The organism is Pseudomonas sp. BIGb0176 (genome assembly GCF_024810175.1).
In the GTDB taxonomy this organism is placed as follows: Bacteria; Pseudomonadota; Gammaproteobacteria; order Pseudomonadales; family Pseudomonadaceae; genus Aquipseudomonas; species Aquipseudomonas protegens.
The window spans coordinates 260,192-278,494 of sequence record NZ_JANUEC010000002.1; the positions used below are offsets into that span (position 1 = coordinate 260,192).

Genomic DNA, 18,303 nt, shown 5'->3' on the forward strand with positions numbered 1-18,303 from the left:
GACCCGCTATTTGATAATCGCGAACTTTCCCGAGGCTTGTGGCGCAATGCTTGGAACGGCCATTGATTCAACAGTACGCATGCGGCCAAACCAGCCACGCAGGCACCGCTCAACGGCCGGCAGGTCGGCGTCGTATTCCGGGACATCGGAAACGTAAAACAGCGTGACCTTGTGCTCGGTCACCTGCAGTTGATACTGCCGGACCCAAGGCGCGGAAACGGCGAACAGCTCATCAAGATCGGCGAGGGTCTTGAGCTCCCCATCATCGGTCACCAGGCAGTCCCTGATACGGCCATGCAGCTTCAGCAAAGGAATGTCATCCACGGCGCCGAAGACCCTATTCGACCACTCACCTTCCGGCACTTCGACAAGATCCCCGGTGGCATAGCGCAACAAAGGCATCAGCGGGTTTTTCCAGGACGTGACAATCAACTCGAACAGATTGCGCCGGGCCAGGTACGGTTTGAGTTCGACCAATGTGTCGTGGCCACAACGGACGAAAGTGCCACTGCGGTTCTGCATGAACAGTACGCCCAGCTCCGTCGAGCCATACATGCTCAGAACCGGCAAACCATAGGCGCTCTCGATGAGCCGGCGAACATTGGCGGTCATGTACTCGTAGGAAGCTGCGATGTAGTCAGGGATGTACAGAGGCTCAGTAATCCGGTACTGCGCACGCTTGCTCAGGAAGATCGCGAGATAGGTCGGATCTATCTCCAGAAGCTTTGGCGCAAACATCCGCAGTTCCGCATCAATGCGCTGGATATCGGTGAGCGTCCAGCGCGTAGGGTCCGGATGCGTATTGAGGCTCAGCACCCCATTGTGGATGCGCTGCTGGTAGTCCGGGTCGTCAAGAAAGCACGACACCGCGGAACAGGCCGCCGTCGTCAGTACTGCTTTCCTGTCATGCTCCATCGAATAACCAACCATGTCCGCCACCCGCTGATAGGCGCGCGTGAACTCACGTCCCCACCAGCCCTTGTAGCGAATGATCTGGAGAATCTGGGAGCTGCTCCCGGAGGTATTGGCGAACTCCACATCGCCGCCCTCGATGCCGACACGCATCGCCTGGGTCATGAAGTTTCCAGGAAACCCGGAAATGATTGCCTTCTTGTCCAGCAGCGGAATACCGGCGGGGTCGCCCGCCTTGAAGAATAAATCGAGGCGCTTCATCAAAGGCTGATAAAGGGGCACCTGGAAGTGTTCAATTGACATGTTGCCGACTCCTTGTGGCAGCCTCACTGGCGAATGTTTTCCATATCTGCAGGTGCTCGGGATGATTGAGCAGGGTCTTTTCTATATGCCCCTGCAGCCCCAGGACGAAATGCTCGTGACTGGCCAGCTCGACCGCCTCGATCACCCCATCGGCAGCCCTCGCGCAGGCTCTCAAGCCTGGCGCCAGGCGCTTGATCGCCTGGTGGTGCACCGACGAAACGCTGAAACTGCGCTTGTCGATAATCCGATAGAGCCGGCTCTGCGGGTCGACGTCCACAGGGTGATAGTTGATCCAGCCATCGGGGTCGATCCCGTGCTCGACCCCTCGATCGGGGATCTCCTGATACAGCGAGCCGCCTTCGGCAACGTTGATCAATTGCAGGCCTCGGCAAACGCCGAGAATCGGTAGCTGTCGTGACCTGGCCTGCCGGTACAAGGCCAACTCCAGTACGTCACGATCCTTGTCGGGACTGAGCATCAGCGGCCGCTTGTAAGGCTCGCCAACCCCTGATACCTGCGCCGAATAGCTGACCTCGCAATCCTCGCCGTAATGGCTCGGACAAAGGTCCTGACCGGAGCCCAGCAACAGTCCATCGGCCATGGCGAACAGGCGCTCCAACGCCTCAACGGGCATCCCCGGCACCACCACCAGCGGAACACAGCCCAGGCTGATCAGCAGCTCGGTGAAACTGCAATTGAGAACATTCATCGCCAAGGCAGCGGAGTGATTGATAGCCAGCCGCTGGCGTGCGGCGCTGATGAGAATAACGGGCTGCATCATTCAATTCCCTGAATAGGTACCTGCACAGCGCCTACGCGCAGTGCCCAGGCTTCATGGCGTCGGCGTCAGTGACTGGCGCGCAGGCAGCGCATCGAGGTAGCTGGCAATCGAGTCCAGCTTCAGTCGGTCATAGGAGTAACGCTGGTCCGGCTCGGTATCGGGCATCTTGGTGCCGGCACGCATGGCCGATTCGACGAAGATGCCCAGCAAGGGATTGACCTCAAGGACATAGAACTTGCGGTCGGCGGTCGACTGCACCATGTCGACGATCGTCCCATTGATTCCCAACACCTGGGCGGCCTTGAGCGCAACTTCAACTTCGCCCCCCAGGATGCGCGGCGTCATTTCACCGCCCGCGGAAATGTTGGTCTTGAAGCTGTGTTTCTTCTTGCGGCTGTAGCCGCCCATCAACTCGCCGTTGAAGATCTCGACCCGACAATCGTAATCGCCAAACTCGATGTATTGCTCAACGTAGTAATCACCGAGAAAGTGCGCCGTCGCCTGGATGAAGTCGATGAACTGTTCAGCCTCCACAAAGCGCATCACGCCCACGGCCCCATGGCCCGAGCGGGGCTTGTAGACCAGGCTGCCCCAGCGCGCAAAGAGTTGGTGAATGACCGCATCATCAATCTGGCTACCCAACAAGGCGGAGTCGGGTACGTTCACTCCATGCATGCGCAACAGCTGGTTGGCCTTGAACTTATCGCGACAGTTGAAGAATGAAACACACTCGTTCACCACCACTACGCCACCGTCTTGCAACGCCCGAAGAATATCGGCCTGATACGGCGACTGCTCATCGGCGTTCATATGAAACAGGGCATCGAACTCACTGAGGCAGCGCCCACAGGCGGTATAGACCTTCCCGGAAATGACATGGCATTGGCGCATGTCGAAATCGGAAAAAACCACAAAGCCTTTTTCCTCAAGCAACTCACGAAGCATTTGCTTGGGAATATGGCCGTTGTCGTTTTCATACATCCACAGCACTACCGAACGACGACTTCTGGCTGAAGTGCTCATCGCACAATCTCCGTGTTGCTATCTGCTACCGAGGGTGGGCATGGCGTGCCGTGGCACGCCATGCATGATTCAGAGAATGACCGAGAGCGGGTCTTTGTAAGACTCGCGCTGAGTCAGGCCATACCACCAGCGACGAACGTTCTCATAGTTGAATACGATGCTTTCGCTCTGCGCTTTAAGGATGTAATCGGTGTACTGGACAAACGCCAGGTCGGCCAGGGACAGCGAGTCCCCCACCAGGAATCGCCCCTCCTCGCCAATGGCGCGATCCATGGCGGCGTAGATGGCGTTCAACTTCTCCTCGGCCTCCTTAACCACCGCCTGGTCAGTCTGTCCGCCGTACATGGGCAGGAACAGCTTTTGCCAAACCAGGGTATAGGCCTGGGGCGTGAAATAGCTGGAGTCCACGCTGAGCCACTGATCCATCCGCGCAATGTCTTGCCGGCCCTGCGGAATCAACGAAATACCGGGTAGGATCGCCTCCAGATAACGGTTGATAGCCTGCGACTCATAAAGGGTCAGGTCACCGTGGATCAGCACCGGAACCTTGCCGAACGGGTTAAGACTCAAGTGCTCGTCCGACTTGTGCGCACCGGTCCCCAGGTCGATGCTGACAAACTCCACCGGCGTGTTCTTTTCCTTCAGAACCATCAGCACACTGCGGGTGCAGGCGCTGTTTTCGTTGCCGATCAACTTCATGCGGCGCGCAGTCATTTACCCATCCCCATTTGCGACCCCATGTCCAGGGTATTGCCGAAGGTCCAGCCCTTGCGGATCACATTGCCGTCAAAGTAGGCAATATCCATGTTGTCCACGTTGACCACCCGGTTGGACGCCGGAATACCTTTGAGAGGCCCCTTGTGCGTCGCGGTGAAGATCCCCTGGTGAATCACGAAGTCCCCTACCGACCACATGTTGGTCATGTTGATGGAGGCATCGGGGAAGGCTTCGGCCAGCATCACGAAGTCGTCCCGCGAATGGTCCTTGCCCACGGCCAACCCGGGGACCATCTGGTCATCCCATTCGATGTCGTCGCTCATGCAGTCGAGCCACGGCTCCAACTGCTTGCTCAGCAGCAGCTCGTTGTAGTGGCGCATCTTGGCCAGGTTCTCGAAGCGCGGCTTCAGCGTCTTGCAGTCATAGATCTCGCACGGCTCGGTCAGTGACGGCACGCTGCGCCCCTGATCGTTGATCACGCCGAGCTGAATCAGCAGGGTGTAGGGGTCCTCGTAGGTGTGCTCCTTGGTCACGCGGAAATCACTGTCGAACCAGAACAGGCTGGCGGCGATCAGGCCAACCTCCTTGTTGCTCGGCTCAACGCCCATGTAGGCCTGGACGTGCCGCCCCTTCCAGCCCCACACGGCGATGAGCACATTGTCCTTGAGAAACAGGATGCGGTCGGCCAGTTGCATGTCGGCGAACGTGCCCTGCCACTCCTGGTAGTGCTCGAGGATCTGCATCACGCCGATGCGGTCAGGCTGTCCGGGAGATTTGCGAATGGCATCTGCCGCGTACAAAGATGCCAAAGACTTGTAGTCTTTAGTACGGACCGCAGTCAGATAGCTCTCACGAAATAAGGTTAGGCTCATCTTTATTACCAACTTTGTGAATGAATGGGTTCAACTTTGCACTGCAGCAGTACTTCAGGCATCGGGTCATCACTGGGGGACTCGAAGTCCATGCCAAAGATTTCCTTGTTTTCCTGCTTTATCCACTTGTCAAAGGGATGCTGGGAGCTCGCCAACTTTGCGAATGCCGCATTCAAATCTGGCGCCGCCAAATAACAGATAAAAAGCTCCATCTCGCCAAAAGGCTGCAGGAACCAGTTCTCCTCAACCGTATCGAGGCGCTCCAGAAACTGGCGAAAATCGGCATTGCGTTCATTGCGGATCAACTGGGCAAACTTCAGGAAACGCTCTTTCTTGTCACCGGGTAAAGGCACCGCAAAAGCAATGGTCTGCATAAAACACCTCAGTTGCGCTTGATAAACTCTAGGCACACGCCCGGTTCGGAAGTCATGAACAACCGGGCTTTCAATGTCGGTTCATTCCCATTCACTGCGCGCAACTCATAACGTTGCGCAATACGCACCAGAATCGTCTTCCCCTCGCCCTCGGCCAGATGGATGCCGATGCACTTTCGAGCGCCCGCGCCAAACGGCAGGTAGGCATACTTGTGCACATGCTTGATGCGTTCCGGTGCAAAGCGTTCCGGGTCAAACTTCAAAGGCTCTTGCCAATATTCCGGATTGCGATGCAGGCCCCACTGGGCAACGATGAAGTCCGCGCCCTTGGGAAACAGATAGTTCTTGTACTGATAGTCTTCCAGCACCACTCGGCTCATGCCCCAGGAAGACGGATAGAGCCTGAGGGACTCCTTGAATACCCAGTCGGTGTAATCGAGGCGCTTCAAATCTTCCAGGGTGCAGAGTGCATTGCCGAGTTCAGCCTCGACTTCCTCATGCAGCTTCTGTTGTTCTCGTGAGTTGTTCGCCAGTAGATAGAGGGCGAATGCCACGCCGTTCGCGGTGGTTTCATGACCGGCCAGAAACAGGTTCATGACTTCATGCCGGAGTTGGATATCCGTCATCCCCTCCCCGGTGTCTTCGTACACCGCAGACATGTACATCGATAACAGGTCGTTGTGCTGGACCGTCTTGTTCTGACGACGATCGTGGATGATGGTGTAGATGATCGCGTCGATTTTCTTCTTGGCGTTCTCATACGCCTGCTCATCGGTGGCGCTGATGCTCGCCGGCGACCACAACTTCAGCAGCGAATACTCCTGCAAGACCTCAAGGGCCGCGGTGACATCACTGGAAAAACGCAGAATGTCCGTGGAGAACAGACACTTGATGACAATCCGCAGGGTTAGCTTTTTCATCTCCTGAGTTGCATCGAGAACACCTTCGGACCGAGCATCCCACTCATCGAACATCTCGTTGATGCATTCGTGAAATACGTTGCCGAAAGCGTCAACGCTGCGCTTGCTGAAAGAAGGATTGGCGATCTTGCGCTGACGCTTCCATTCGTCTCCGATCAGCGTCGACAGCCCATTGCCAATAGCCGGGCTGATCTTTTCCATGGTCTCGGCGCTTTTGGAAAAAAACCGCTCGTCACCAATCAGCATGCTTTCGATAAAGGGCGCATCGGCGATGAGATAGCCGTTGATGCCCCGCAGGTAAACAATATTCCCGTACTTTTCCAACGCCCGCGTGGTCAGGCCCAGGGGGTCCTTCAACATGTAGGAAGGGTCATTGAACTCGGGAGAAACATCATCGCTGCCCGGTACCACATCAAAGCCAGAATCAACCAGGAGTGCCGCTTCCGTCGCTTGCGGCAAATCGCCCTTCCTCAAGTCTTTCAAATTACTCATAGCTGGACACTCTCATAGTTATCACGATTTACAGATAAGACTCTTGGCTCACCATTTACAGCAAAGAAGTTAAGCGACCAGGACACTTCCAGATTCAGGACGTGGTGCCACCAACCGGCCGGCAAATACAACATATCGCCAGGCCGAAGCTCGCAAACAGTGGATACCGATTGTTGATAATCCGGAAACTTCTCAGCCAGGTAGTTTTCCGGATCCACGCGACTGGGCTCATACATCAAATTCCCACCGACACTGGCCGGGTAGAGAAATTTTGTTTCACTTGGAGCAAAAAGACGTATTTTTTTGCGCCCTTTCAATTGCACCAGAAAGTTATCCACCATATCCCGATGCAATCTCAGCCCGGTACTGGCAGGGCCTATCCACCATCTTGGTGTATTGAATACCTCGCGCGCGAAAACACTCGGAAAACAGTAGGTATCGTCCAACGCAGGCGGTACGGTATTGGCCGCCATATAACCGCTGGCAGACGCTTGTACGGCATATAAAGACTCTACATATTCCGCAAACGAGGTTTTCCGGTACTTGGGTGGCTGAGCATTTTCCAGATCGTATTCTTCAAGAAGAAGACTCACATCCAAGTTACCCACCCGATTGACTATATGCCCGACAGGCATCGAGAAGATCGGCCATGAAACTGCCGCATTGCGCACAATGACCGGTTCTCCACGACGTAAATAAGGTTCGATATCCCTTTCATCAGCGATCACCTGGCAAAACGGAAAATCCTTTCCTTGAGTGCTACGGATCCCCAGTTGAGCAATGCGCTGAGTGTCAACCAAGGCATTGTTGAAAATAAAATTCAACAGCTTCATCACATCGACAGAAATAGCGGAGTGGTCGTTGTCTGCGCTAATCAACAACTTCCCGGTATTGAACAGCGTCAGCGGATCATCGACCTTGTTTGCCAAAGCCTGGAGAGTCATATCACTGAGCACGATAGTGGCGCGTGGTTGGTACTCCTGCGCGGCAAACGACCAGCTCAGTGTTTCAGAAACTTCCATACAGCCCAGATGAACTCCAGACTCAAGTTGCCAGTGATAGCTCCCTTGCAGGCCACGAAGTGCCCAGGCAGGAACTTTTTCACTCAATGTCTCGATCAATCGAAGGTTGGAAACTGCATTTGCCAACATTGCATAGGCTCCCTGCCAGGCCAGATCAAAGCTCAAACAACAGATCCTTATATTCGTGCCTGAATACAAGACCTATTGCATACTCGATATACCGCACAAACAGCGCGGCATAACCTTTGCTATCAGGTGCTAGATGTTCTGCAAGTTTAATCCACTCTCCAGCATTGGAGAAACGCGCATAAAACAACTGCGTGAACACATAGTCACTGGATACAGGCTTCACACCGGAAAAGTGCTGTTTACCGAAAAATGATATAACCGGCTGAATGCTGCTTGAATTTCGCCCAAACAACTCAAGCAGCCAAGCGTGATAAACATCTTCCTGCAATGCTCTGTCATCAGTTGCCTCACGACTCAGCAAAGCCTTGATGTCGCTGGGCAAGAGTCGCCCCTGGTCATCCCTGCCAAGCAATTTTGCCAAGTCCGTCCAATACGCCGAGCAGTCATCAAGATGTTGCTCCAGATAGAGCGCTATAAATTGGCTGAACGACTTATCTTTGCGATGAGCCTGGCACATCAGGGTGTTGGAGACGTAGTTGAAAAAACTGTATATCCGTTCTCGATCTCCCAGAGCACTTACCAGAAACTCTGGAAAATGAAAGGTCGGCCATTTGGAGTCCGTGGCGATAACACCATCACGACCAAAGGAGTAAGTGGTATCACTTGCAACAAAACCCTGAGTCCGACCTATTCCAAATACCCGAGTACTGGGAATCACATACCCCGCCTCGTACTTGTTTGTCAGTCCACTTTCTTCGAGAAATGCCAATGTGCGAGCAATGGTGTATCTGTCCGCATGCGCATTCCCCAGAAAGAACGAGATGAGATTGGAGTACTCAATTGGCGCACTGGCGGTAAACTTCGCCTGCTCTTCCAGCTTTCGCGTTCTTTCCTCATGAATTTCCGCACGTATCGAAGACAGGCTTTTGAGAAAGGTAACGGCCTGCTCTCTCTTGTACGGCACCTTCGCCCGCTTCAGGTTATCTTCGTCCAACGAAAGAATATCGTTCATGGCGCCGGTGTAACCGGCACGCATCATCGTCTTCAGCTCATCGTGACCCAGCGAAGGCAGCGAATATCCTGACCATTTAATCTGGCGCTTCTTATAACGCTCATTAAGACGAATCACCCGCTCGGCCAGCTCCAAGGCGAAACCAGCACCACCGATATTCAGTTCAGAGCAGATAAACCAGAAGTCATAGAGATCGTTTTTTAATAGAAACTCCAGGTCGGCTTCGACCACATCCAGATTACGCTTGTCAATCCGCTTGCCCTTGACGTCAGGTTCAACACAAAAATAGCACTGGAACGGGCATCCACGCGAAACCTCTACAGCAATGGTCGGTGGGGTTTTCGACTGTAATGCCGGGCCGTAAAAGGCCTTGATCTCGTTAACGATATCCAGCCGGTACTCGGTCACTTCGGCTGGCTTGTAGAAACCGACATCGTTATATAGGTACTCAGCCCCGTTCTTGTGAATCAGACCAGGCACAGCCCCCAGGTTTCGGCCGGAGAGAGTGTCGTTGAAGGAGCGAAAGAAGCCGTCTGGACAGCCCTGCAAGCCGAGATCGATTTCCAGATAGTTAGCCAACTTTCTGGCATGAGTGGTAAAACCAAAGCCACCCATGATGATAGGTGCATCCGTCAACTCCCTCACTAGGCGAATCAGGCGCCGGCTGTCTTCAACGGGGTAATAGGTTCTAAAGTAATTCCCAGGCTCGCCATCTACGGCATCATAATTGGAAAGATCAAGGGAGTCCCCTTGCCGCAGATGTATACCAATCATCTTCGGACGCTGGGTCTTTATCACGTTTTTAAGATATTCGTACCAATGTTCAACGTATAGCAAATCAATACGTGTGACCCTGATATCGAATCGCCGAGCAATCTCACTAATCTGAACAAAGGCATACGGATATATCGGACGCCACGGTAAGTTACAACAATTCAGCAATAAGAAATCGGTTTCCTGCATACTCACGGCGCGTCATCCCTGTACAACAGTGCAGAAAGCTATTTAGTTAGCCAAGAACATTGGCAGCTTGAAAACCGCCTTGCGTGAATTACAGCCCTGACAAATCTCCATATTGCCCAACTGTTTCACCCTGCTTTTCACAATCTTCTTCAGGTTGTCATCATCAATATGACCAATATTTGATACGTGCCCAAAATCCTGGAAACAACCGAGTATCTCGCCGGTATAACTGATACTGACGCTGCCATCGCCAATTGCACAAAAATTTCTATTTTCAAGGGTACCCAGCAGGGCATTCAGCATGAACTTGACCTTGCCCATGCCTGTTTTGTACTCGCTCTCAGACAGGTTCAAACCCAACTCGCGCACAAGTTTCTGACGGTATTCACTTTCGAGTTTGGCGTTGATATCCCCCCCTCGGTTCCAGAGCGGGAACAGATAGATCCGCTTGAAACCCAGGCTACGCAAATGTGCGACGGTCGCTGGCAATGTGCTATAGATTGCCGGGCCGCCAGTCAAATGGACAATGACCTTATCCGCCGCGGCCTCGGCCAACGCGGCAATGTTGCGCCAGATTTTCTCGTGGTTCAGGCCAATGTGAACCTTATCGAAAACCTCTTTCTGAATAGAACTGACAGACAGCCTGATGACATCAACGTTTTGTACACAGGCATCTATATTGCGCTGATTGAAAGTGACTGCCGTTGTTGTCACGTCAGTCAAGACTCCGGAGCGACGCATCATTCGCAAGAGCTCATGAAACTCTGGATGAATGGTCGGCTCCCCTCTGCCAGCCAAGTCCAGTTCCCAGACGTAGGAAGGGTCTATCTGCGAAACTATCTTATCCATGGTCTCCAGCGAAATAAAACCATAGTCCTTGATCACTGAGCGGGGGCACATACTGCATGCTGCTGGGCACGATGGCGTTGCCTCAACATTGACAAGTACCTTCTTAAGCACGGGCAGTTCTCTCCATTGATTTTTATATTCCCTGTGGAGCTCATCTAGACTGCCGGCGCGTTCAAACAGCGCAGCCCGTCCGTCCTTCAACAATCTAGAGACATTACCGCTCATCTGTAACTACCACTATTGGTAGGTACTCAGCGAGACGAAGTCTTTACTCTTTCTATTCCGGCAAGACGCCATCGAACAAGTTGCTGGCAAGCGCCCATTGCCACATCTTTTTTCTGACGCCAAACTTACATCTACGCATGTTTCATATTTATAAACTTGATTTCCATCGTAGAACTGGTCAGATTCGCGACGCAACTCGATGTCACCGCAGTACGAAAGGTGACTATACAAGGAGGGTATTTATGAAAAGCTGGCAAGATGACTTACTGATGATAACGGACCTGAAACTTTCCGAAGCTCAAATAGTCAAGCGGATTCAAGATGCGGCTACAACGCTTGAGTTCGAGTACTGTGCTTACGGGCTACAGGTGATTTTTCCCGAGGAGAAAGTCGTGATGTTCAACAACTATCCTCGCCAATGGCAGAGGCGCTACGACACTGAAAACTACCTGGCCACTGATCCAGTAGTGGCGCAAGGTAGACAATCCCAGGCACCGATCATATGGGAGGACGCGGTGTTTCGCGAAGCACCTGTATTTTGGGAAGAAGCACGGGCAGCTGGACTTAAAGTTGGATGGTCGCAGTCAAGTACCAATGCTGCCGGTGCAGCCAGCATGCTATCACTCAGTCGATCGTCACAACCCATCACCCGCCAGGAACTGGATGCCAACGAAATAAAAATGCGCTGGCTGGTAAGTGTGGCTCACATCACACTTTCAAACCGGATCAGCACACGTCTTGCCAACCCCTACGAAGTTAAGCTGACCTCCCGTGAGAAAGAAGTTCTAAAGTGGACCGGCAGCGGGAAGACCTCATTTGAAATATCCTGCTTGCTGGCCATTTCAGAAAACACGGTAAACTTTCATATCAAGAACTCCATTCTAAAACTAAGTGCTGCCAATAAAACTGCGGCCGTTGTCCAAGCCTTCCTCACAGGACTACTGATCTAAATAACAATAATAGAAAATAATAAAACAAACCCAAACCGAAAACTTTCTCTGCCTTCACATTCCCCTTTTGCACCTCAGCCTCAGGAACCCTTCTGCTCTTGAGCCATGCTGGCGCCGGCTGCCCATACCTCCTGTCCGGCGACCAGCACTAATACCGCAAAGCCTTTGCCCGACAAAAAAAGCCACCTACCTACCAATAATGGTAGGTACCCGGCTTTACTGGCTAATTTACGATCACGCTCGACTTGAACGCCGAGGATCTATGATGCGTATTTTTTCCGGAAATGGTAAAGCATTAGGCTCGCAGCTGAAGCAGGACATTGCTTCTTATCGTTATAAGGTATTTGTCGAAAAGCTCGGCTGGCCATTGGATTGCCCCGACCAGTTGGAACTCGACGAGTTTGACCGGGATGACACACTTTACCTCGCGGCCAAAGATGAAACAGGTGCCATTGTGGGTACAGCACGCCTACTACCCACAACCCGCCCTTATCTATTATCGGAAGTATTTCCCGACCTGCTGGGTTCAGATCAGCCGCCCTCTCAAACTCATGTCTGGGAGTTGTCCAGGTTCGCCGCTGTATCGCTCGATAAAGAGACCGATGTTCTGAATGCCTACTCTTCCTCCCACTCAATGTCGCTGCTACTTGAAGCCTTCGAGTACGCCAAGTCTCTGGGGGCACGCAAACTACTGACGGTTTCGCCGAGTGCAATCGCACGCCTGCTGATCAAGAGAAAGTTCAATATTCGGCGCCTCGGCCCCTCCAGGCTCAGTGAGGGGCTGAGCATCATGGCCCTGGAAATCGACCTGTCTGCAGCACGCAGCCATTAAGGTAGAACGGCCCAGGAGCCCCAGCGCAGCGCCTGGGCAGGCACGGGTTTATGCTGGCCAATCCAGCCTGGGCAAGCCACACGCTGCGGGCTGAAAGGCCTTCAACGATCGCAGGATCGCATCTGCATGGGCAAACTTGCTATCGGCCATGGCCGGATCGGGCACTGCGATCACGCTCATGCCAGCGGCCCTGGCCGCGGTCACGCCAAACGGCGAATCCTCGAACACCAGACACTCGGCCGGGGCCACCCCCAGGCGGCGGGCAGCCGTGAGGAAGATATCCGGCGCCGGCTTGGCCGCCGTCACTTCCGGATCGTCGGCGGTGACGATGGTGTCGAACAGCGCGAACCAGTCGCCATGGCGGGTGGTTTTCTCGCCGAACGACATCTGCGACGAACTGGTGCCCACGGCAATGGGGATCCGGTGTTCCTTCAAGTGCCGCACCAGCTCTTGGGCCCCGGGCATGGCCTGGGCGCGGGGAAAGCGCTCACGCATCAACGGTTCGCGCATCACCAGGAACTCTTCGGCGCTGATGGGCAGGTCCAGGGCCTGGACCACATAGCGCGCCAGGTCGCCGGCTCCCCGGCCGATGATGTTCTGCTTGATGGTCCAATCGTAGGTGCGGCCATAACGCTCGGCGATCAACTGGGTGATCTCGGTGTAGATGCCCTCGGTGTCCAGGAGCAAGCCGTCCATGTCGAAAATGACGGCCTTGATCGGCCCCAAATCATTCAACTGTGCATTCATCGCATCTGATCCGTTAGCAAAAGTACATTCCAGGGAGCGGCTCAGGTACGGCCAGTTCTTCTTGGCAATTCATCAATTAAAGGATTCAGCAGCATAGCGGCGGGCTTGGGTCGGGAGCAACCGAGGGGCTGGACGGCGGTTGCTGCGGACCTTAGTCGGCTGCACCAGGCGGGCTCTTGTCGCCTTCCGGCGCCTCTTGCAGAGGTACGCGTGCATCGTCCTGCAATGAACCGGGGTCTTCATTCCCGGGGTCGTTGATCACCTCCGGCTCGTCGGAAGCGGGCTGTGCCTGGCCTGGCGTCTCGCGGGGCATGATCGTCTCCTTGAACATCGGGACTCAGAGCCTTGAGTATGGCGAAGCCTGGGGCAAGCCACACAAAAAACCCGGCGCAGGGCCGGGTTTTCTTCAGGCAAGGCAGAATCAGTGACGCTTCTTGTGACCCATGCTGCTACCCAGGGCGCCACCGGCCGCGCCGCCGATACCGGCACCGACGGTCGAGCCGGTGCTACCGCCCAGGCGATTACCGATCAGCGAGCCACCGGCCGAACCCAGGCCACCACCGATGGCCGCCTTGGCCCGGCTGCCTTTGCGCGCCCCGGCCGCACTGCCTGCCGCACCGGCAACACCCGCGCCGATTGCCGCACCGGTACTGCCACCGAGCTTCTGCCCGACCACATTGCCCAACGCGCCGCCAAGCCCGCCACCAATGGCTGCAGTGCCATCGCCGGCCATAGCGCCTTGAGCCAGCAGAAGTCCCACAACCAGGGCAGGTAGAGTTAAACGCATGACTTGAACCTCAAAGAAAGACTGTCGGACTGACAAGAAAGCCCAGTGCCACGCTGGCCAATTCGAGCTATCGCGGCCGCACCCGGGTTGCTCCCAGGTGCCTTGGACAGCTGATTTTAAAAGAGTTTTATCCCCGCGCAAAAAAAAGCCCGCTGGGGAACGGGCTAGGGATGCTGCTTTTAACGGATGGTTCGAGCCTACTCAGGCAGATGTGAAGATTATGTGAAAAGAGCCTGTCAGTGGGAGCAACACCAACAGACCTTGAGCTTCACCTATCCCGAGGCATCTTCAGCTCACCTTACCGAAAATGTTCAGACCGGGCCGCTGGCAGGCAACGCCTTGGAACGTTACCAGTGCAACGCCCCGATCTCCGCCACAGAGGCTCGAACGCAGTTGCACTCAACGAATGCTGCGGATGCTGCCTTTATTGCCTTTGACCGTGACCGAGACTTTCTTGAAGACGAAGTAGTTTTCTTCACTCACTTCATAACGCGGAGCAACGATCAGGTCGGCGCCCGAAGATTTGACTGCTTTGAAAGCCGCAGCGGACTTGACCGCACTGACCGGATCGAGGCCCAGGCCACCCAGTGCACCACCGCCGTCACCACCGTAAGCCACACCGTCGGCAAACTGGCTATCGCCACCGAACTTCAGGAAACCAAACAGGATGTTGACCGACGACTGACCGGAAATCGCTTCGCCCACTGCTACATCCGCCTTCAGGTCAGCCTTGACCTGACTGTCGATTGGCGAAGATGGCTGGCTGATGTTGTAGCTGGTGCAACCTGCGGCGGTGGCAACAAGCGTGGACAATGCGAGGAGTTTGAAAATGGCTTTCACGTTTATTTCCTTATCGCGTTTCATATAAAAGGCATCATCGCTGGATGCGCAGCCCCGTTTGAATCGGGATAAGGAACATATCGTCACTTATAACAAATTGAGATAAGAAAATTCCTAAACATATAGAAAAAAATCTTAATAAATAATCCATAAAGCTCCCCACCGAACAATGGGCCCCCGCCAACCTTTCCCCTGAAAAATCTCCAGGCAATAAAAAACCCCGCATAAAGCGGGGCCGCCTGCATCCTGCGTTACCTTCTCTTCGGCAACGCCCTGGGGAAAAACATCTTGTTGCTGGCTACAGGCACCGCCGCCGCCTTTCTCTTGCTGACAACTGTGCCAGAAGACTCAACCTCTGCTTCGAATGCAGCCTGACCGCAATGCACCAAGTTGTTGATTGGGAACTCATCCCCGTTGTCTTCAATATAAGCAAGACTCCTCATACCCAGCTCCCTCCAACAACCGACCAGTACCGGCAAGCTCCTGATTGCCTGGAAAATACTGCTCGTCACGGCATTTCAGACTAGACAGTCATTTGCCGACCCGCCGTTCAAAACAGACAGGCGCCGACGAGTGGCTGCACGCCATGGGCGACGATGGATCGCTCCACCTCCCGACCGCACGTAACAGCTGAAAATGGGCCGGTTGTCGTCGGGTTACTACAGCTGGCATTAAAGCTTTAAAGACCAGCCTGGAAGCATGTGCTCAAGCTCTACATTACTTCACCAGCCGCCAACATCTGAAAAAACCCAGTTTTTTATATCTTTGTCAATAGTACCGTTGAGCGACTGTGCGGGAAATAACGCGGTGCTAGGCTTTCCTGGCGTCACCCCATGCGAGCGCCCGATCTGTTCAGGCTATTGATAAAGGCAGGTCAGGCTCAGGTATAAGCCGCTTGTCAGATGACTGAAAGGATTCGCACATGAAAAAGTCCATAACTGCTCTGGCCGTATCCGCGACGATCGCTTTCACCGCAACTGTCGCGAACGCTTCCGTACATCCAACCCCGATCAAAGCTCCGCAGACCGTCAATCAGGTGACAGCTTCTACTGACACCCCTTTCGGAACCCAAAAAGCAGCGGGCGAAATCCAGATGGCCAGCCTGGCCAGAAGCTGCTCCGATAGCCGATATTCCTGGTGGGAATACAGCGGTTGGGAAATCGTCGGCTGTCTCGTAAGCGGCCAGTGGTAACTCTTCAGGCGTAGCTGGTGCGTGGTTTGCCGAATGAGCACGCACCAGAGCCTGCTACAGACTGCCTCGGGTCAACCCAACACAACTCCTCCTACCCGTTCCATCGGTACATTTTTCAGACGCCAAAAACCACAAACCCCCGACTTTCTTTAGGAAAGTCAGGGGTTTGTGTTTGTAGAATGTGGCGGTGAAGGAGAGATTCGAACTCTCGATACAGTTTCCTGTATACACACTTTCCAGGCGTGCTCCTTAAGCCACTCGGACACTTCACCGTATCTCTTCAAACCGATTCAGTCTGTCGAGGCGCGCTAATGTAGTCGATCGCTTTTCAGATGGCAAACTTTTTTTTCAGAATTTTCATGCGCTTAAGCTCGATCCCCGGCCAAGGGCAATGCAGCCCCCCATGCAATAAGGCAAACCGGCCATTCTTCAGCCTTGCCCACAACCCTATAGAAGAAACCATGCGTTACCCGCTGTGTGATGCAGGGCCCTTGGCGGCCTCGGGGCTGACTCACCAGTCAGTCATGGCGCTTTACCGCAGCTACCGTGGTGGGTAACTTCTGCAGCACTTCAATACAAGGAATTGCGTCATGAGTGAGTTGATTTCCTACCATCTCGAAGACGGTATCGCGACCCTGACCTTGAGCAATGGCAAGGTCAATGCCATCTCCCCGGACGTGATTGCCGCCTTCAATGCGGCGCTGGATCAGGCTACCGCCGATCGCGCGGTGGTGATCATCACCGGCCAGCCGGGGATTCTCTCCGGCGGCTACGACCTCAAGGTCATGACAGCCGGCCCCAAGGAGGCCGTGGCTCTGGTAACCCTGGGTTCGACCCTGGCCCGCCGCCTGCTTTCCCACCCCTACCCGGTGATCGTCGCTTGCCCGGGGCACGCGGTGGCCAAGGGCGCGTTCCTGCTGCTGTCGGCGGACTATCGCATCGGTGTCGAAGGCCCCTTCAGCATCGGCCTCAATGAAGTGCAGATCGGCATGACCATGCACCACGCGGGTATCGAGCTGGCCCGTGACCGCCTGCGTCGCTCGGCTTTGCATCGCTCGGTAATCAATGGCGAGATGTTCGACCCGCAAAGCGCGGTAGATGCCGGCTTCCTTGACAAGGTGGTAGCGCCCGATGAACTGCAAGGCGCCGCCCTGGCCGCTGCACGCCAGTTGAAGAAGATCAACATGGTGGCGCACAAGAACACCAAGCTGAAGGTGCGCAAGGCACTGCTGGATGCCCTGGACAACGCGATCATCCAGGACCAGGAGCACCTGGGCTGAAACCCGCGGATTTGCTACCTGAACCAGCCCGGCCTTCGCGCCGGGCTTTTTACCGCATGCCTTGCCAACAAGCCGCGACCGCTCTAGATCACCATCGCCAGCCATTGCTGGAAACATGTACTTAAACATCGCCCATCTCCCGGCTGAGAACGGCAATTGCCGAAAACAGTGCACATCCGTACACTGCGCCACCTTTTGTCCCCGGGTGGGCCGTTTAGATGCTGTATCTGCTTCGTATGTCGTTGATGGGCTTGCACTTTATCCTGGCAGGCAGCCTGGGCCTGCTGCTCGGCCTGTGCCGCCCATTCAACCCGGACAACAGCCGACTGTGCGCCCGCCTCTACGCCTGGCCGGCGATGTGCATCCTGCGCTTGCGGGTCAAGGCCGAGGTCGGCCCGCTGATGGACAAACCCCAGGGCTGCGTGATCATCGCCAACCACCAGTCCAACTACGACCTGTTCGTATTCGGCAACGTGGTGCCGCGAAGGACCGTGTGCATCGGCAAGAAGAGCCTGAAATGGGTGCCGCTGTTCGGCCAGCTGTTCTGGCTGGCAGGCAACGTGCTGATCGACCGTGGCAACCCGCACAAGGCCCGGCGCTCGATGCTCACCACCACCCACACCTTGCAGCACAAGGACACCTCGATCTGGGTCTTCCCGGAAGGCACCCGCAACCTCGGGGAAGAGCTGCTGCCCTTCAAGAAAGGTGCATTCCAGATGGCCATCGCCGCAGGCGTGCCCATAGTCCCGGTGTGCGTCAGCAGCTACATCAAGCACATACGCCTGGATCGCTGGAACAGCGGCAAAATCCTGATCCGCTCGCTGCCGGCCATCCCCACGGCCGGGCTGACCCTGGACGACATGCCCCTGCTGATCGCCCAGTGCCGCGAACAGATGCGCGAATGCATCGCCAGCATGGATCGCCAGCTGCAGGCCGCCTGAACCCGGCGCCACAAAAAGCCCGCCTTGCGCGGGCTTTTATTTGTCCGCGAACTCCCTCGCGGCCAGTGACTCTGATGGAGCATTGCAGGCTAAGCTGCACCTTATCTGTCACCGCCCCCTTGATAAGAAGAAGTGAACCG

At 54.9% G+C, this 18,303-nt stretch carries 19 protein-coding genes and 1 tRNA gene; 5 read left to right on the forward strand and 15 right to left on the reverse strand.

Features of this window, described 5'->3' with window-relative positions; all coding sequences use genetic code 11:
- Nucleotides 1-6 precede the first annotated feature (6 nt).
- The 10 genes from M2395_RS11950 to M2395_RS11995 all read right to left on the reverse strand — a co-directional run bounded on the left by M2395_RS11950 (nt 7) and on the right by M2395_RS11995 (nt 10,594).
- Nucleotides 7-1,215 carry a hypothetical protein gene (locus M2395_RS11950; RefSeq protein WP_053150007.1) on the reverse strand — a complete coding sequence of 403 codons (1,209 nt, stop codon included), beginning with the start codon at nt 1,213-1,215 and terminating at the stop codon, nt 7-9.
- Nucleotides 1,205-1,996: a gamma-glutamyl-gamma-aminobutyrate hydrolase family protein gene (locus M2395_RS11955; RefSeq protein ID WP_077933630.1), complete on the reverse strand. Its 792-nt coding sequence runs from the start codon at nt 1,994-1,996 to the stop codon at nt 1,205-1,207. Before M2395_RS11955 ends, M2395_RS11950 begins: the two co-directional genes overlap by 11 nt.
- Before the next feature lie 51 nt (nt 1,997-2,047).
- Complete coding sequence (locus tag M2395_RS11960; RefSeq protein WP_077933629.1) at nt 2,048-3,019, reverse strand: RimK family alpha-L-glutamate ligase; 972 nt, start codon at nt 3,017-3,019, stop codon at nt 2,048-2,050.
- 69 nt (nt 3,020-3,088) lie between these two features.
- The gene (locus M2395_RS11965) at nt 3,089-3,733 is read right to left on the reverse strand and encodes a glutathione S-transferase family protein (RefSeq protein WP_077933628.1); all 645 of its coding nucleotides are present in this window, start codon (nt 3,731-3,733) and stop codon (nt 3,089-3,091) included.
- A complete protein-coding gene (locus M2395_RS11970) occupies nt 3,730-4,608 on the reverse strand; it encodes an ester cyclase (protein ID WP_072451610.1) in 879 nt (292 codons plus the stop codon). Before M2395_RS11970 ends, M2395_RS11965 begins: the two co-directional genes overlap by 4 nt.
- 5 nt (nt 4,609-4,613) lie before the next feature.
- On the reverse strand, nt 4,614-4,982 hold the full coding sequence (locus M2395_RS11975) for a hypothetical protein (RefSeq protein ID WP_072451611.1): 369 nt from the start codon (nt 4,980-4,982) through the stop codon (nt 4,614-4,616).
- Nucleotides 4,983-4,990: 8 nt separating this feature from the next.
- Nucleotides 4,991-6,394: a cytochrome P450 gene (locus M2395_RS11980; protein ID WP_221181923.1), complete on the reverse strand. Its 1,404-nt coding sequence runs from the start codon at nt 6,392-6,394 to the stop codon at nt 4,991-4,993.
- Complete coding sequence (locus tag M2395_RS11985; RefSeq protein WP_077933627.1) at nt 6,391-7,581, reverse strand: cupin-like domain-containing protein; 1,191 nt, start codon at nt 7,579-7,581, stop codon at nt 6,391-6,393. The genes M2395_RS11980 and M2395_RS11985 overlap by 4 nt, the downstream gene beginning before the upstream one ends.
- A complete protein-coding gene (locus M2395_RS11990) occupies nt 7,571-9,526 on the reverse strand; it encodes a radical SAM protein (protein WP_141323324.1) in 1,956 nt (651 codons plus the stop codon). The genes M2395_RS11985 and M2395_RS11990 overlap by 11 nt, the downstream gene beginning before the upstream one ends.
- A gap of 36 nt (nt 9,527-9,562) precedes the next feature.
- Nucleotides 9,563-10,594 (reverse strand): radical SAM protein, encoded by a 1,032-nt coding sequence (locus M2395_RS11995; RefSeq protein ID WP_077933626.1) that lies wholly within the window; start codon nt 10,592-10,594, stop codon nt 9,563-9,565.
- Between the two features lie 242 nt (nt 10,595-10,836).
- Here M2395_RS11995 and M2395_RS12000 point away from each other — a divergent pair, with 242 nt between their 5' ends.
- Both M2395_RS12000 and M2395_RS12005 read left to right on the forward strand, forming a co-directional pair.
- On the forward strand, nt 10,837-11,544 hold the full coding sequence (locus M2395_RS12000) for an autoinducer binding domain-containing protein (RefSeq protein ID WP_072451613.1): 708 nt from the start codon (nt 10,837-10,839) through the stop codon (nt 11,542-11,544).
- Nucleotides 11,545-11,809: 265 nt separating this feature from the next.
- Nucleotides 11,810-12,376 (forward strand): acyl-homoserine-lactone synthase, encoded by a 567-nt coding sequence (locus tag M2395_RS12005; RefSeq protein ID WP_077934990.1) that lies wholly within the window; start codon nt 11,810-11,812, stop codon nt 12,374-12,376.
- 48 nt (nt 12,377-12,424) lie between these two features.
- Here the strand turns inward: M2395_RS12005 and M2395_RS12010 are convergent, their stop codons facing one another.
- The 4 genes from M2395_RS12010 to M2395_RS12025 form a co-directional block, all read right to left on the reverse strand.
- Complete coding sequence (locus tag M2395_RS12010) at nt 12,425-13,123, reverse strand: HAD-IA family hydrolase (RefSeq protein WP_047336117.1); 699 nt, start codon at nt 13,121-13,123, stop codon at nt 12,425-12,427.
- Between the two features lie 151 nt (nt 13,124-13,274).
- Nucleotides 13,275-13,436 (reverse strand): hypothetical protein, encoded by a 162-nt coding sequence (locus tag M2395_RS12015; protein ID WP_011060168.1) that lies wholly within the window; start codon nt 13,434-13,436, stop codon nt 13,275-13,277.
- A gap of 108 nt (nt 13,437-13,544) precedes the next feature.
- The gene (locus M2395_RS12020; protein ID WP_015634733.1) at nt 13,545-13,910 is read right to left on the reverse strand and encodes a glycine zipper domain-containing protein; all 366 of its coding nucleotides are present in this window, start codon (nt 13,908-13,910) and stop codon (nt 13,545-13,547) included.
- Between the two features lie 399 nt (nt 13,911-14,309).
- Nucleotides 14,310-14,774 carry a hypothetical protein gene (locus tag M2395_RS12025; RefSeq protein ID WP_015634732.1) on the reverse strand — a complete coding sequence of 155 codons (465 nt, stop codon included), beginning with the start codon at nt 14,772-14,774 and terminating at the stop codon, nt 14,310-14,312.
- 898 nt (nt 14,775-15,672) lie between these two features.
- On the opposite strand from M2395_RS12025, the gene M2395_RS12030 reads away from it, so the two are divergent.
- Nucleotides 15,673-15,942 carry a hypothetical protein gene (locus tag M2395_RS12030; RefSeq protein WP_077933625.1) on the forward strand — a complete coding sequence of 90 codons (270 nt, stop codon included), beginning with the start codon at nt 15,673-15,675 and terminating at the stop codon, nt 15,940-15,942.
- Between the two features lie 182 nt (nt 15,943-16,124).
- Here the strand turns inward: M2395_RS12030 and M2395_RS12035 are convergent.
- Nucleotides 16,125-16,214: transfer RNA gene (locus tag M2395_RS12035), tRNA-Ser, on the reverse strand.
- Nucleotides 16,215-16,532: 318 nt separating this feature from the next.
- Between M2395_RS12035 and M2395_RS12040 the strand changes: the two genes are divergently transcribed.
- Nucleotides 16,533-17,222 carry a crotonase/enoyl-CoA hydratase family protein gene (locus M2395_RS12040; protein ID WP_011060161.1) on the forward strand — a complete coding sequence of 230 codons (690 nt, stop codon included), beginning with the start codon at nt 16,533-16,535 and terminating at the stop codon, nt 17,220-17,222.
- A 218-nt stretch (nt 17,223-17,440) separates the two neighbouring features.
- Nucleotides 17,441-18,163: a 1-acyl-sn-glycerol-3-phosphate acyltransferase gene (locus M2395_RS12045; protein WP_123430263.1), complete on the forward strand. Its 723-nt coding sequence runs from the start codon at nt 17,441-17,443 to the stop codon at nt 18,161-18,163.
- Nucleotides 18,164-18,303: the final 140 nt, after the last annotated feature.

Bases quoted from the DNA above. Each gene is read 5' to 3' on its own strand.
- M2395_RS11950 (WP_053150007.1), bottom strand. From the start codon at position 1,215: ATGTCAATTGAACACTTCCAGGTGCCCCTTTATCAGCCTTTGATGAAG.
- M2395_RS11955 (WP_077933630.1), bottom strand. From the start codon at position 1,996: ATGATGCAGCCCGTTATTCTCATCAGCGCCGCACGCCAGCGGCTGGCT.
- M2395_RS11960 (WP_077933629.1), bottom strand. From the start codon at position 3,019: ATGAGCACTTCAGCCAGAAGTCGTCGTTCGGTAGTGCTGTGGATGTAT.
- M2395_RS11965 (WP_077933628.1), bottom strand. From the start codon at position 3,733: ATGACTGCGCGCCGCATGAAGTTGATCGGCAACGAAAACAGCGCCTGC.
- M2395_RS11970 (WP_072451610.1), bottom strand. From the start codon at position 4,608: ATGAGCCTAACCTTATTTCGTGAGAGCTATCTGACTGCGGTCCGTACT.
- M2395_RS11975 (WP_072451611.1), bottom strand. From the start codon at position 4,982: ATGCAGACCATTGCTTTTGCGGTGCCTTTACCCGGTGACAAGAAAGAG.
- M2395_RS11980 (WP_221181923.1), bottom strand. From the start codon at position 6,394: ATGAGTAATTTGAAAGACTTGAGGAAGGGCGATTTGCCGCAAGCGACG.
- M2395_RS11995 (WP_077933626.1), bottom strand. From the start codon at position 10,594: ATGAGCGGTAATGTCTCTAGATTGTTGAAGGACGGACGGGCTGCGCTG.
- M2395_RS12000 (WP_072451613.1), top strand. From the start codon at position 10,837: ATGAAAAGCTGGCAAGATGACTTACTGATGATAACGGACCTGAAACTT.
- M2395_RS12005 (WP_077934990.1), top strand. From the start codon at position 11,810: ATGCGTATTTTTTCCGGAAATGGTAAAGCATTAGGCTCGCAGCTGAAG.
- M2395_RS12010 (WP_047336117.1), bottom strand. From the start codon at position 13,123: ATGAATGCACAGTTGAATGATTTGGGGCCGATCAAGGCCGTCATTTTC.
- M2395_RS12015 (WP_011060168.1), bottom strand. From the start codon at position 13,436: ATGCCCCGCGAGACGCCAGGCCAGGCACAGCCCGCTTCCGACGAGCCG.
- M2395_RS12020 (WP_015634733.1), bottom strand. From the start codon at position 13,910: ATGCGTTTAACTCTACCTGCCCTGGTTGTGGGACTTCTGCTGGCTCAA.
- M2395_RS12025 (WP_015634732.1), bottom strand. From the start codon at position 14,774: ATGAAACGCGATAAGGAAATAAACGTGAAAGCCATTTTCAAACTCCTC.
- M2395_RS12030 (WP_077933625.1), top strand. From the start codon at position 15,673: ATGAAAAAGTCCATAACTGCTCTGGCCGTATCCGCGACGATCGCTTTC.
- M2395_RS12040 (WP_011060161.1), top strand. From the start codon at position 16,533: ATGAGTGAGTTGATTTCCTACCATCTCGAAGACGGTATCGCGACCCTG.
- M2395_RS12045 (WP_123430263.1), top strand. From the start codon at position 17,441: ATGCTGTATCTGCTTCGTATGTCGTTGATGGGCTTGCACTTTATCCTG.